We start from the raw sequence: 12,712 nt of genomic DNA, 5'->3' as shown, positions 1-12,712 counted from the left end.
GTTGGCGTACCGGGTGGTTCATTCCAGTGCGCTAACGGTACTGCATAGCCGAAAGCCGAACGGCGGCATTGACCGCGCCATACTGCGTATAGCCGTGGCGTCTTTCGGTTAATTCAAAGAAGAAGCGTCCTTCGCTGAAGGGCCATGTGTAGCGATGTAAGAACTCACCGCCAGCAGCATCACGGTCGTAGAGAATTTGTTGACGCTGCATAAGGGCAACCTGCTCCGGGCCGCCAAAACGGGCCAGCAGATCGTCATAGTAGTTTGCCGGTACCGGCAAGGAGAGCGAGTCCGCCAGCGGTTGCTTATCCAGTAATCCCGGGAGATCCTGGCAGGCAAACGCCGCATGCTGAAGCCCGGCCCCCTGATAGCAGGCAACGGAACGCGCAATCTGGGTGGCCCGGCTTTGCGAGATATTCAGCGCCAGGCGAATGTTGCCCTGCGGGCTTTGTACCGCCAGGCTGCGCACCAGGCCGTACGGGTCGGGCATCGTCTGTTCATGCTCCAGCGTAAAGCCGAGTACCGCCCGACAGAACATTACCCAGTTATCACGGCTGTCGGCCTCCATCCCTAGTGCCAGATGATCAATACCCAGCAGCGCCCCGCCGTTTGCCGTCGCGGTGAGGTTAAAATCCTGGCTATAGATATCCTGATTGCCCTCCACCAGATAGATGAGGCTGCCGTCGGGTGCGCAAACCGCTGGGATCGCACTCTCATTTGGCCCCACCTCACCCTGCCAGGTGGCGTAACCATAGGCTTTTGCCCGCGCCACAATCGGTGCGCTTGCGCTAACCCGCAGCGCCATTGCACACAGCGATACACCGTGACGCTGGTAAAAGTGATCGGCCCAGCTATGCGGCTGATAGTTAATAATCACCCGCGCCCCGCCGTTACTCCACAGCGCTACCTGCTTTGAACGGTGCGTGCCGGCAAGCGTGAAGCCCATGCCACTGAGCATGGCACTCAGTTTTTTGGCCTCTGCGGGGCTGGCGGCAAATTCAATAAACTCGGTGCCCTGGTAAGTGGGTAAATTCGCGGTCTGGAACAGATTGGCGTCAGTGTTATCCAACGTGCGCCACGTCTGCTCTTCCAGCCACAGCAGTGAGCGATAGCCATCTTTGGCCGTGGCACCGTTCGGTGAGGCGCGGAAGCCGTCGTTAAAGATCTCCAGCGACCACGGCCCACGATAGCCCACCCGCGTGAGTTCACGCGTAAACTCCACCAGCGGCAGTTCCCCCTGGCCGGGGAAGCAGCGGAAATGGCGACTCCATTCGAGCACGTCCATTTTCATCAACGGTGCATCAGCCAACTGCAGGAAGGTCATTTTATCGACTGGGACTTCGTGCAAACGGCTGAGATCGTCACCGAGCGACAGAATATGGAAGCTGTCGAGCACAATACCCAGCGCCGGGCTATCTACCGCCTTCACCCTTTCCCACGCCTGGTACCAGCGATTGACGTGCGTTCCCCAGGCCAGCGCTTCATAGCCAATGCGGATATTTTCCTGCTCGGCGAGCGTCGCCAGCGCGCGGAGATCGGCAATCTGGAGGTCAATATCGGCAGAACAGTCCGCCTGAACGTTACTGCAAAGCAACAGCGTGTCGCAGCCCAGTTCGTGCATCAGCGCAAATTTACGCTTTGCCCGCTCAAGGTTGGCGGCAAACTGCGCACGGGTGCCGCCTTCAAAATCGCGAAACGGCTGAAATAAGGTGATTTTAAGCCCCAGATCGTCGGCCATGCTACGGACATCCGCAGGCGTGCCGGTATAATAGAGCAAATCATTTTCGAAGATCTCAACGCCCTGATAGCCTGCCGCCGCAATTGCGCTCAGCTTTTCAGGCAGGGTTCCAGAAATAGACACGGTAGCAATAGAACGCAACATAGTTTCACCAGGCTCATGCGGTAACGGTGGGATGAATATGAATCATTTGGTTCACCAGCGCCATATTTGGTTGCTAAATTGTGATCATTGTGTGTATTTTTTGTTCCCTTGGAAAAGTTAACAGGAGTTGTTATGTCCGCCATTACTCAAGACGAAGCCCAGTCGCTGAAGAACCGTATTTTCAACGCGGCCATTGCCGTGTTTGCCGAACATGGGCTGGCGGGAGCCAGAATGGAACAGATTGCCGGGGAAGCGCAGACCACCAAACGTATGGTGGTTTACTACTTCAAAACGAAAGAGCAGCTGTACCAGTCGGTTCTTCAGTATGTCTATTCGCGGATCCGTGAAACGGAGCAGCAACTCGGTCTGGAGAATCAGCCGCCGGTAGAAGCACTGGTGCAACTGGTGAAGTGGAGCGTGCGCTACCACGCCGAACATGCGGATTTTATGCGGATTATCTGTATGGAGAACATGCAGCGTGGGAAATGGTTGCTGGCGTCAGGCGACCTGAAACGACTCAATAAAAGCGCCCTTTCGCTGCTGGAACACATTCTTCATCGCGGGCAGGCGCAGGGGATTTTTCAGCCTGCGCTTGAAGCCCGCGACGTGCATCGTCTTATCAGCAGCTTCAGCTTCTATCAGGTTTCCAACTTTTATAGCTTTAACAGCCTCTATCTGGACGGTCCGCTTCCGGACATCGATGACGATGCGCTGATTTCCCACCACAGCGAGCTGGCGGTGAAAGCTATTCTACGCTTCGTCATCGCTTGATCATTATTTATTTCAAGACGTTATCACTGTCCTGAAAGCGCAGTCACCACTTTTTGCATCGCTTCACGCGTCAGCTCAGAGCGCTGGATTTTGTTATTCGCCAGCGCCGTGCGCACCACACCAGCAATCACAATATGCTTTGGCTCCTGGCCTAAATCACGCATCTCCAGCACTACCTTGCCCACCACGCGGCACATTTCCTGATATAAAACGTCGTCTTTCGCCTGATTTCCCATCGTTTACGCTCGCTAATTTCCATTAAGAATCAAATTATTATTGATTCTATTAGTAGATAAAGCAAATCAGCAACGGCTACCGCGCGGCTTTCCGCAGTTTGTTGCGCATCTTCGCTGTTACATTTTTAGAAATAATTCGTTTTTGTTTTGTTAATTAGCGCCTTTTGATTTTGAAACAGTGTTTTTATTTTCTTTTTGCAACATAACATCGTATAATCTGCGGCGTTTCTTTCTTGAATGGTTTCAGCTCATTGGACTGCATTAATAAACGATTAAAACATCGCCTATTTAACTATGCTGAACCTCTAGCACACTTTCCTCTGCACGCTTTTTTTATGTCACCTATCCTTATGGCGTGGCATAGCAACTTTCGTAATACCGGTTTGACTCCGTGGCCGTGCGCGCATGGAGCGAGAATTCAAAATCCCAATCCTTCTCAATCTCAACTTAAAGACTAAGACTGTCATGAAAAAGACCAAAATTGTTTGTACCATCGGGCCGAAAACTGAATCCGAAGAGATGTTAGGCAAAATGCTTGACGCTGGCATGAACGTCATGCGTCTGAACTTCTCCCACGGCGACTATGCTGAACACGGTCAGCGCATCAAAAACCTGCGCAACGTGCTGAGCAAAACCGGTAAGAAAGCAGCTATCCTGCTGGATACCAAAGGTCCAGAAATCCGTACCATCAAGCTGGAAGGCGGTAACGACGTTTCCCTGAAAGCGGGCCAGACCTTCACTTTCACCACCGACAAATCCGTTGTGGGTAACAGCGAAATCGTTGCTGTGACTTACGAAGGCTTCACCACTGACCTGACCGTGGGCAACACCGTACTGGTAGACGATGGTCTGATCGGTATGGAAGTAACCGCTATCGAAGGTAACAAGGTTATCTGTAAAGTGCTGAACAACGGTGACCTGGGCGAAAACAAAGGCGTTAACCTGCCAGGCGTTTCTATCGCTCTGCCAGCACTGGCTGAGAAAGACAAACAGGATCTGATCTTCGGCTGCGAGCAAGGCGTTGACTTCGTTGCAGCGTCCTTTATCCGTAAACGTTCTGACGTTGTTGAAATCCGTGAGCACCTGAAGGCGCACGGCGGCGAAAACATCCAGATCATCTCCAAAATCGAAAACCAGGAAGGCCTGAACAACTTCGACGAAATCCTCGAAGCGTCTGACGGTATCATGGTTGCTCGTGGCGATATGGGCGTTGAGATCCCAGTTGAAGAAGTTATCTTCGCGCAGAAGATGATCATCGAAAAATGTATCCGTGCACGTAAAGTCGTTATCACCGCGACCCAGATGCTGGATTCCATGATCAAAAACCCACGTCCTACCCGCGCAGAAGCAGGCGACGTAGCGAACGCCATCCTCGACGGTACTGATGCAGTGATGCTGTCCGGCGAATCCGCTAAAGGTAAGTACCCGCTGGAAGCGGTAACCATCATGGCTACCATCTGCGAACGTACTGACCGCGTGATGACCAGCCGTCTGGACTTCAACAACGACAGCCGCAAACTGCGCATCACTGAAGCCGTATGCCGTGGCGCCGTTGAAACTGCTGAAAAACTGGACGCACCGCTGATCGTGGTTGCTACCCAGGGTGGTAAATCTGCACGTGCTATCCGTAAATACTTCCCGGATGCCACCATTCTGGCACTGACCACCAACGAAACCACTGCTCGTCAGCTGGTACTGAGCAAAGGCGTTATCGCTCAGGTTGTCAAAGAAATCAGCTCTACCGATGATTTCTACCGTATGGGTAAAGAAGTGGCTCTGGAAAGCGGTCTGGCTCAGAAAGGTGACGTTGTTGTCATGGTTTCTGGTGCGCTGGTTCCAAGCGGAACCACCAACACTGCATCCGTGCACGTACTGTAATAATCCACATACTTATTATAGTTTGCTTAAAAAAGCGCCCTCTGGGCGCTTTTTTTATACACTCAGATAACTGAGCTCAATAAAAAATCAAATAGGCTGTCACTATTTAAACTCGGTTTTTCTAAGATGAATCCGATGGAAGTTCCCTGTTTTCACACACTTTTTCGCCACAAAATCCTAAAGTCGATGGTTCTTTGAGCGAACGATCAAAAATAAGGGAAAACGCATAAAAAAATATTCTCAATATAAAAAAGTTTGTGTAATACTTGTAACGCTACATGGAGATTAACTCAATCTAGAGGGTATTTATAATGAATCGTACTAAACTGGTACTGGGCGCGGTAATCCTGGGTTCTACTCTGCTGGCAGGTTGCTCCAGCAATGCTAAAATCGATCAGCTGTCTTCTGACGTTCAGACTCTGAACGCTAAAGTTGACCAGCTGAGCAACGACGTGAACGCAATGCGTTCCGACGTTCAGGCTGCTAAAGACGACGCAGCTCGTGCTAACCAGCGTCTGGACAACCAGGCTCACTCTTACCGTAAGTAAGAGTTCTGGTAATAAAAATGGCGCACATTGTGCGCCATTTTTTTTGCCTGCGATTTGCTGGCTCTACTGCGTCACCTTTCCGGATGACGTTTCTGCCCCCACCGTTTCTCCCCGCGCACTGTTCTGTACCGACAGCACCGGTTCAGCCGCAGAAGCCGTTCCTTTCCCCGTAGAGATAATCACCGGATAACCGGCACGACGCGACAGCGTTTTCTTCACCTGGTCTTCGCTCACGCTCGCCTGTTGGACGAACTGCTTAAAGCCAGGGGATAACGTCATCTTCATGGTTTGCGTGTCCTGTGCTTCGTTCTGCGACAGCGGGCGATGCACTTCCAGATAGCGAGAACCATCCGGCTCAACGGCGTACTTCACCGGTTCGTTAATCACCCTGACCGGCGTTCCACTGCGTACCTGAGCAAACAGCGCTTTGATATCTGGCGCATTCATGCGAATACAACCCGAGCTGACGCGCAGACCGACGCTGTCCGGGGCGTTAGTGCCGTGAATGAGATATTCGCCGTTACCGTAGGCCAGGCGCAGCGCAAAGAGCCCCAGCGGGTTACCGGGACCCGCAGGCACCACCGCGGGCAACGTGACGCCACGCTCCAGGGAACGCGCGCGGATGCCCGCCGTTGGCGTCCAGGTCGGGTTCGGGATCTTCTGCCCCACGCGTGTCGTCATTTCCGGCGTTTCCAGCCCTTGCAGACCGATGCCAATAGGATAGACCTGCACCTGCTGCTCTCCCGGCGGGAAGTAGTAAAGGCGCAGTTCAGCCAGGTTCACCACAATCCCTTCACGCGGCACATCCGGCAATAGCATCTGCGACGGGATAGTCACAACGGTACCGGGTCTTGGCACCGGCGCGATGGTATTGTTGGCCTCGAGGATCAGCATCGCCGCCGTATCAAAGCGCCGGGCGATGGCCTGTAGGTTCTTATCACCGTCCTGAACGGTGTAGGTTTGATTCTGGCCGATTAAACGACTATTGGCGGGGGGTAATGGGTAGTCAACGGCCCAGGCGCTGGAAATGGCGCTGAGGGCTCCTAAAATGCTGAGTGTTAAGAGGGACGCGCGCTTCATATCTGGATTCCTTATTCATATTCACTGACAACGTGCCAGAAAGCTGAACCACCAGCGTGGCGGGCTTAAGCCCGCCTTTCGTAACAGAATGAAAGCTGTCTATTTGATATTAGCTAAAACTTGCTGCTTGCGTACGAATTGCCCGAATCATCGCCTCCAGCCCCTGAGAGCGCGACGGAGTCAGATGCTGCGCCAGCGCCAGCTGTTCAAACCAGGGGCGAACATCGAAAGTCTGAACGTCGGCGGCGGTCATGCCATCGTAGAGGATAAACACCACGGCAATCAAGCCCTTAACAATCGCGGCATCGCTATCGCCCTGCAGCGTTATCCTACCCTGTTCATCGCGCCCCATCACTATCCACACCTGGCTCTGGCAGCCCTGAATAAGGTGTTCAGGGCTGTGCAACTCGGTGCTTAACGGTGCCAGGCGCTGCCCCAGCTCGATGATATAGAGGTACTTCTCTTCCCAGTTGGCGCAGCGCGTGAAGTTGCGCAGCAGTTTGTCTTTATCCGGTAAAGCCGCCATTGTCGCTCCCTGTTAACCCAATAAGCGCCTGATGCGCTGTAACCCTGCCACCAGCCTGTCAACCTCTTCAACGGTGTTGTACATCGCCAGCGAGGCTCGGCACATGGCGGGAACCTGGTAAAATGCCATCAGCGGCATGGCGCAGTGGTGGCCGGTACGTACGGCGATGCCGTAGTTATCGAGGAAACTGCCCACGTCATAGGCGTGATGCTTGCCGAGATTAAAGGCAATCACCCCACGGCGCTCGGCGGGGCCGTATAGGTGCAGGTCCGGCACGGTGGTCAGCGCGTCCAGCGCGTAGCGCATCAGGGTCTGCTCGTATTCGTCGATCGCCATCAGCCCCAGCGCATTCACATAGTCCAGAGCCGCACCGAGGCCAATAATGCCGCCGGTGTTAGGCGTACCCGCTTCAAAACGCCACGGCGCTTTGGTCCAGGTGGTGCCTTCGGTCAGGCTGACGGTGGCGATCATTGAGCCGCCCCCTTCCCACGGTGGCATCTCCTGCAGGATCTCCGCTTTGACGTACAGCGCACCGATCCCGGTCGGGCCATAGAGCTTATGTCCGGAGAAGGCATAGAAATCGCAGTCCAGCGTCTGTACATCAACCGGTAGGTGCATCACCGCCTGCGCGCCGTCCACCAGCACCTTCGCGCCGTGGCGATGGGCCAGGGCGATCAGCGCCGGCAACGGGTTCTCCGTGCCCAGTACGTTAGAGACCTGGGTGACAGCCAGCAGCCGGGTACGTTCGTCAAACAGCGCCTCTACGGCATCAAGTTGCAGGGTGCCGTCAGGCGTGAGTGGAATCACCCGCAGTTCCGCCCCACTGCGCGCACAGAGCATCTGCCAGGGCACGATATTGGCGTGATGCTCCATGGCGGTAATCACGATATTGTCACCGGCCTTGACGTTGCTGTTTCCCCAGCTATTCGCCACCAGGTTAATCGCCTCGGTGGTGCCGCGAACAAAGACAATCTCTTCGGCGCTGGCAGCATGGAGAAAGTGCGCCACTTTCTGACGCGCATCTTCCATACGCTGCGTGGCTTCGGCGCTTAGCGTGTGGATCCCGCGGTGTACGGCGGCATAGCCGTGGCGATAAAAGGTCGCTTCGGCGTTGATCACCTGCTCTGGTTTTTGCGCGCTGGCGGCCGAGTCGAGATACACCAGCGGCTGACCGTGAACCTCACGCGCCAGCACCGGAAAATCACCGCGAACCTGTTGTACGGAAAAAGTCATTGTTTACCTCCTGCCAGACGCAGCCCAATGCGCGCCAGCACGTGCTGTTTGAGCGCGCCCAGGGCAATGGCATCGGTCAGCCCGGCGGCAAACGCATAGAGGATGATTTTCTTCGCCTCCTCCTGCGCTATCCCGCGTGAGCGTAAGTAAAAGAGCTGCTCATCGTCGATACGACCCACGGTAGCACCGTGGCTACACTTCACGTCATCGGCGTAGATTTCCAGCTGCGGCTTGGTATCCACTTCCGCCAGACGACCAAGTAGCAGGTTGTTGTTGGTCATCTGCCCGTCGGTTTTAATCGCGTGCGGCGCCACGGTAATCACACCGTTAAACACCGCCCGGCCCTTATCGTTAACAATAGTTTTATGCAATTGGCGGCTGTTGCAGTAACCCTGATTATGTTCAAGCCAGGTACGGGTATCACACACTTCATTGCCCACCGGCATCGACAGGCTGTTAACCCGCAGCGTACTGTTCTCGCCATTCAGCTGTGTGCTGGTGTGGTGACGGGTGACCGCCGCGCCCAGCAGGAAGCTGTGGCTAAAGGCCGAGGCATCGCGTCCTAATCGCAGATCGTTGTGGGCGAAGTGGTAGCTCAGGGCATTTTCACAGTTCAGCTTAAGATGCTGAAGTTGCGCGTTGTCCGCCACTTCTGCGGTCAACCTTGCACCGGTAAAATGGCGCGCCGTATTCAGGCTAACGTACTGTTCAATCACCGTCGCCTGCGCCCCTTCCGCCAGGCGGAGATGGTGACGATAGTGCGCAGTGTTCATCTCATCAGAATCAAGGCCGCGGGTAATGTGCAGCAACAGCAGCGGTTTTGCTGGACGCTGATGACGCGCCACCGCAATATGGGTCACGCTGGTTGCCAGCCCTTCAGTCAGATGGAGGAACACTTCCCCGTGCACGGCATCCGGCAGCGACTGACGTTGGTTATCCACCGTCACCTCAAACCCGCTCGCCGATAAATCGTCGCTCAGCCGGGCGTCGAACTGCCCGTCAACAAACACCAGTCGGTAGGCATCCAGTGCCACCGCGTGCGCATCACGCTCTGCGACGGTCAGCGCTGGCAGCGCCGGAGCGACGAAAGTGCTGGCAAGTAGTTTATCCAGCGAGGTGTACTTCCAGTCTTCATCTTTGCGCGTCGGCAGCCCCAGCTTTTGTACCTGCTGGAGATGCTGATGCGCCTGAGGCGACACGTTGCCGCCCCGCGACTGGAACAGTGCATGCCACTGTTGCAGCGCGCTACTGTTGTTCGCTAAGCCAGCCATAGCCCTGCTCCTCCAGTTGTTTCACCAGACGGAAGTCGCCGGATTTCACAATGCGCCCTTGATAGAGCACGTGCACCACGTCAGGTTTGATGTAATCCAGAATGCGCTGGTAGTGGGTGACGATGATAAACGCCCGCTTACCGTCGCGCAGCGAGTTCACGCCGTCGGCGACGATTTTGAGGGCATCGATATCCAGCCCGGAGTCCGTTTCATCGAGAATGCAAAGCTCCGGTTCCAGCACCGCCATCTGTAGAATATCGTTGCGCTTCTTCTCGCCGCCGGAGAAACCGACGTTGACCGAACGGGTCAGGAGATCCGCGGGCATCTTCAGCAGATCGATTTTCTCTTCCATCAGATCCTGAAAGTCAAAACGATCCAGCGGTTCCTGCCCGCGATGCGCGCGCACCGAGTTCAGCGCGGTTTGTAGGAAGAACTGGTTGCTGACCCCTGGGATCTCGACCGGATACTGGAAGGCCATAAAGATGCCCTCTCCGGCTCGCTCTTCCGGCGACAGCGCCAGCAGGTCGTTGCCCTTAAACGTTACCGAACCGCCGGTAACGGTGTAATCCTCACGGCCTGCCAGCGTCGCGGAGAGCGTACTTTTCCCTGAGCCATTCGGCCCCATAATGGCGTGCACCTCGCCAGGGCGCACGTTCAGGTTAACGCCGCGCAGGATTGCTTTATCGTCAACCGAGACTTCTAATTCGTTGATATTCAACATACCGTTTCCCTTAATCCTTAACCGACGCTGTGTTCAAGGCTGATAGCCAGCAGTTTTTGCGCTTCCACGGCGAACTCCAGCGGCAGCTCCGAGAAAACATCCTTACAAAAGCCGTTCACGATCATTGAAATAGCGTCATCTTCGCTGATGCCGCGCTGCAGGCAGTAGAACAGCTGATCTTCACCGATGCGTGAGGTAGTAGCTTCATGCTCCAGCTGTGCGCTGTTATTGCGGCACTCAACATATGGGAAGGTATGCGCCCCGCAGTCGGGGCCAATCAGCATCGAGTCGCACTGGGTGTAGTTACGCGCATTGGTCGCCGTCGGCATGATTTTCACCAACCCGCGATAGCTGTTCTGGCTATGTCCGGCAGAGATCCCCTTCGAGATAATGGTCGAACGGGTGTTTTTACCGATGTGGATCATCTTAGTGCCGGTGTCGGCCTGCTGATGGCCGCTGGTCAGTGCCACCGAGAAGAACTCACCAACCGAGTTGTCCCCGCGCAGGATGCAGCTCGGGTATTTCCAGGTGATCGCCGAGCCGGTTTCCGACTGCGTCCAGGACATCTTGCTGTTTTCCCCTTCGCACAGCGCACGCTTGGTGACGAAGTTGAGGATCCCACCGCTGTTGTTGTCGCCGGGGAACCAGTTCTGCACGGTGGAGTATTTCACCTCCGCGTCTTTATGGATAATCACCTCCACCACCGCCGCGTGCAGCTGATAGCTGTCGCGCACCGGGGCAGAACAGCCTTCGATATAGCTGACGTAGCTGCCTTCATCGGCAATCAGAATCGTGCGTTCAAACTGGCCGGTTTTCTCGGCGTTAATACGAAAATAGGTCGAGAGTTCCATCGGACAGCGCACCCCTTTCGGGATGTAGATAAAGGTGCCGTCCGAGGCCACCGCCGCATTCAGCGCGGCGAAAAAGTTGTCGTTTTCAGGTACGACGGTGCCGAGGTAGCGCTGGACCAGTTCAGGGTGATCGTGGATCGCTTCCCCAAAGGAGCAGAAGATGATCCCCTGCTCGCCCAGTTTTTCCCGATAGGTAGTCGCTACCGAAACGGAGTCAAAAATGGCATCCACCGCCACCTCTTTGCCTTCGCGTACCGGCACGCCGAGCTGGTTGAAGGCCGCTTCAACTTCATCGGTCAAAAAGCTGCTGGCCCCGGTTTGCTGCTGTGCGCCTGGTTCGGAAGCACAGGTATCATCGCAGTTGCCGCACGACGGCGCAGAGTAATAGCTATAGTCCTGATAGTTCAGCGAAGCGTAGTGGGCTTTTAGCCAGTGCGGCTCTTCCATCTGGGTCCAGGCATGGTAAGCCTTCAGGCGGAATTCCAGCATCCACTCGGGTTCATTACGTCGGGCTGAAATCGCCCGCACCACCTCTTCATTGATCCCTTTCGCCAGTTCGTCGGTCTGTAGTTGGGTAAAAAACCCTTCTTTATAGTTCAGCGGGCCGCCGGCCCAGGTCTGGACATCGTCACTTGCATCAGTATTGCGCGTCATTATGTACCGCCTATACCCCGAAGCTTTCGCCGCAGCCACATTCGTTCTGCGCCTTCGGGTTATGATATTTAAACAGCTGGTTCAGGCCTTCCCGCACGTAATCCACTTCCGTGCCGTCAATAAACGGCATCGCGCTTAAAGGTACCCACAGCTTCGCGCCGTCGGCTTCGAACAGCAGATCGTCTTTATTCGGTTCACTCACCGCGTCCAGCACATAGCCAAAGCCTGCGCAGCCGGTCTGTTTCACCCCAAGCCGCACGCCCTGAATACCGGGTTGTTGTTTGACCAACTCCCGTATATGCGCCGCCGCAGGGGATGTAAGCGTCACGCCGCGCCAGGTCACATCACTGGGATCGAAAGTTCCTGAATGCAAATCCATAGGTCTACCTCATCAGTGGAGCTACAAAGGGATAACGCCATGTTAGTGATAATGATTATCACTTCAACCCGCATCGCGTGGGGGTATTCCCCGTTTTCCCTTTATTTATGCCTTTTTATAAGCATAGACCCTGCAACAATCGCCGATTGAGATAGATTTATTTTTACAATGCTTTGAAAAATAATGGGTTTATTGATGGTGATAGGTGATTGGATGGGAAGTACTAAAGATGTATAGCTAATGCCTATTTATTTAATCGGTTTTGAGGGTTTCAGTGAATCAAGCACTTAGCGGATAATCAGTGGGTTAGGGAAGATGAGGTATGGACATAAAGGGACATATACGGTCTTTTTGATGCCCCCAAATTTGCCCCCTGAAAGTGACCTGCTCCCCGTTGATTAGTACACCCCGATGTTAGTAATGTCTTCATAAGCCACATGAGGACATCCCCATGAAGAAGCGTTTTTCCGACGAACAGATCATCAGTATTCTCCGCGAAGCCGAAGCTGGGGTACCCGCCCGTGAACTCTGCCGCAAGCATGCCATTTCCGATGCCACGTTTTACACCTGGCGTAAGAAGTATGGCGGTATGGAGGTGCCTGAAGTTAAGCGCCTGAAGTCGCTTGAGGAAGAGAACGCCAGACTCAAGAAGCTGCTTGCCGAAGCCATGCTGGATAAAGAG

Annotated in this window: 13 protein-coding genes; 4 read left to right on the top strand and 9 right to left on the bottom strand. The window is 54.6% G+C overall.

The window, feature by feature from the left end:
- Positions 1 to 31: 31 nt before the first annotated feature.
- Entirely contained in the window at positions 32 to 1,882 is a 1,851-nt protein-coding gene (locus tag FHC49_RS10695) for a bifunctional sugar phosphate isomerase/epimerase/4-hydroxyphenylpyruvate dioxygenase family protein (RefSeq protein WP_220439726.1), read from the bottom strand.
- A 132-nt stretch (positions 1,883 to 2,014) separates the two neighbouring features.
- Here FHC49_RS10695 and FHC49_RS10690 point away from each other — a divergent pair, with 132 nt between their 5' ends.
- Positions 2,015 to 2,653, top strand: a complete 639-nt coding sequence (locus FHC49_RS10690) for a TetR family transcriptional regulator (protein WP_185668664.1) — start codon at positions 2,015 to 2,017, stop codon at positions 2,651 to 2,653.
- Between the two features lie 23 nt (positions 2,654 to 2,676).
- Here FHC49_RS10690 and fumD read toward each other — a convergent pair whose 3' ends face one another.
- A complete protein-coding gene (gene fumD, locus FHC49_RS10685) occupies positions 2,677 to 2,889 on the bottom strand; it encodes a fumarate hydratase FumD (protein WP_185668663.1) in 213 nt (70 codons plus the stop codon).
- A gap of 465 nt (positions 2,890 to 3,354) precedes the next feature.
- On the opposite strand from fumD, the gene pykF reads away from it, so the two are divergent.
- On the top strand, positions 3,355 to 4,767 hold the full coding sequence (gene pykF, locus FHC49_RS10680; protein WP_185668662.1) for a pyruvate kinase PykF: 1,413 nt from the start codon (positions 3,355 to 3,357) through the stop codon (positions 4,765 to 4,767).
- A 311-nt stretch (positions 4,768 to 5,078) separates the two neighbouring features.
- Positions 5,079 to 5,315: a major outer membrane lipoprotein gene (locus FHC49_RS10675; protein WP_002908860.1), complete on the top strand. Its 237-nt coding sequence runs from the start codon at positions 5,079 to 5,081 to the stop codon at positions 5,313 to 5,315.
- A 63-nt stretch (positions 5,316 to 5,378) separates the two neighbouring features.
- Here the strand turns inward: FHC49_RS10675 and FHC49_RS10670 are convergent, their stop codons facing one another.
- From FHC49_RS10670 to sufA, 7 genes are all read right to left on the bottom strand, one after another.
- Positions 5,379 to 6,395 (bottom strand): L,D-transpeptidase family protein, encoded by a 1,017-nt coding sequence (locus FHC49_RS10670; protein ID WP_185668661.1) that lies wholly within the window; start codon positions 6,393 to 6,395, stop codon positions 5,379 to 5,381.
- 109 nt (positions 6,396 to 6,504) lie between these two features.
- Positions 6,505 to 6,921: a cysteine desulfuration protein SufE gene (sufE, locus tag FHC49_RS10665; protein WP_185668660.1), complete on the bottom strand. Its 417-nt coding sequence runs from the start codon at positions 6,919 to 6,921 to the stop codon at positions 6,505 to 6,507.
- A gap of 12 nt (positions 6,922 to 6,933) precedes the next feature.
- Complete coding sequence (sufS, locus tag FHC49_RS10660) at positions 6,934 to 8,154, bottom strand: cysteine desulfurase SufS (protein ID WP_220439725.1); 1,221 nt, start codon at positions 8,152 to 8,154, stop codon at positions 6,934 to 6,936.
- A complete protein-coding gene (gene sufD, locus FHC49_RS10655) occupies positions 8,151 to 9,425 on the bottom strand; it encodes a Fe-S cluster assembly protein SufD (RefSeq protein WP_220439724.1) in 1,275 nt (424 codons plus the stop codon). The genes sufS and sufD overlap by 4 nt, the downstream gene beginning before the upstream one ends.
- Positions 9,400 to 10,146 carry a Fe-S cluster assembly ATPase SufC gene (sufC, locus tag FHC49_RS10650; protein ID WP_185668657.1) on the bottom strand — a complete coding sequence of 249 codons (747 nt, stop codon included), beginning with the start codon at positions 10,144 to 10,146 and terminating at the stop codon, positions 9,400 to 9,402. Before sufC ends, sufD begins: the two co-directional genes overlap by 26 nt.
- A 17-nt stretch (positions 10,147 to 10,163) precedes the next feature.
- Positions 10,164 to 11,651: a Fe-S cluster assembly protein SufB gene (sufB, locus tag FHC49_RS10645; RefSeq protein ID WP_220439723.1), complete on the bottom strand. Its 1,488-nt coding sequence runs from the start codon at positions 11,649 to 11,651 to the stop codon at positions 10,164 to 10,166.
- A gap of 10 nt (positions 11,652 to 11,661) precedes the next feature.
- Positions 11,662 to 12,030, bottom strand: coding sequence for a Fe-S cluster assembly scaffold SufA (gene sufA, locus FHC49_RS10640; protein WP_220439722.1), 369 nt, complete (start codon positions 12,028 to 12,030; stop codon positions 11,662 to 11,664).
- Between the two features lie 451 nt (positions 12,031 to 12,481).
- On the opposite strand from sufA, the gene FHC49_RS10635 reads away from it, so the two are divergent.
- The coding region (locus FHC49_RS10635; protein WP_196361995.1) for a transposase at positions 12,482 to 12,712 on the top strand (231 nt) is incomplete at its 3' end.

It is taken from the genome of Kluyvera sp. EC_51 (genome assembly GCF_019584505.1).
GTDB lineage: Bacteria > Pseudomonadota > Gammaproteobacteria > Enterobacterales > Enterobacteriaceae > Kluyvera > Kluyvera sichuanensis.
This window is presented reverse-complemented; position numbering and strand designations above follow the sequence as displayed.

Bases quoted from the DNA above. Each gene is read 5' to 3' on its own strand.
- FHC49_RS10695 (WP_220439726.1), bottom strand. From the start codon at position 1,882: ATGTTGCGTTCTATTGCTACCGTGTCTATTTCTGGAACCCTGCCTGAA.
- FHC49_RS10690 (WP_185668664.1), top strand. From the start codon at position 2,015: ATGTCCGCCATTACTCAAGACGAAGCCCAGTCGCTGAAGAACCGTATT.
- fumD (WP_185668663.1), bottom strand. From the start codon at position 2,889: ATGGGAAATCAGGCGAAAGACGACGTTTTATATCAGGAAATGTGCCGC.
- pykF (WP_185668662.1), top strand. From the start codon at position 3,355: ATGAAAAAGACCAAAATTGTTTGTACCATCGGGCCGAAAACTGAATCC.
- FHC49_RS10675 (WP_002908860.1), top strand. From the start codon at position 5,079: ATGAATCGTACTAAACTGGTACTGGGCGCGGTAATCCTGGGTTCTACT.
- FHC49_RS10670 (WP_185668661.1), bottom strand. From the start codon at position 6,395: ATGAAGCGCGCGTCCCTCTTAACACTCAGCATTTTAGGAGCCCTCAGC.
- sufE (WP_185668660.1), bottom strand. From the start codon at position 6,921: ATGGCGGCTTTACCGGATAAAGACAAACTGCTGCGCAACTTCACGCGC.
- sufS (WP_220439725.1), bottom strand. From the start codon at position 8,154: ATGACTTTTTCCGTACAACAGGTTCGCGGTGATTTTCCGGTGCTGGCG.
- sufD (WP_220439724.1), bottom strand. From the start codon at position 9,425: ATGGCTGGCTTAGCGAACAACAGTAGCGCGCTGCAACAGTGGCATGCA.
- sufC (WP_185668657.1), bottom strand. From the start codon at position 10,146: ATGTTGAATATCAACGAATTAGAAGTCTCGGTTGACGATAAAGCAATC.
- sufB (WP_220439723.1), bottom strand. From the start codon at position 11,651: ATGACGCGCAATACTGATGCAAGTGACGATGTCCAGACCTGGGCCGGC.
- sufA (WP_220439722.1), bottom strand. From the start codon at position 12,030: ATGGATTTGCATTCAGGAACTTTCGATCCCAGTGATGTGACCTGGCGC.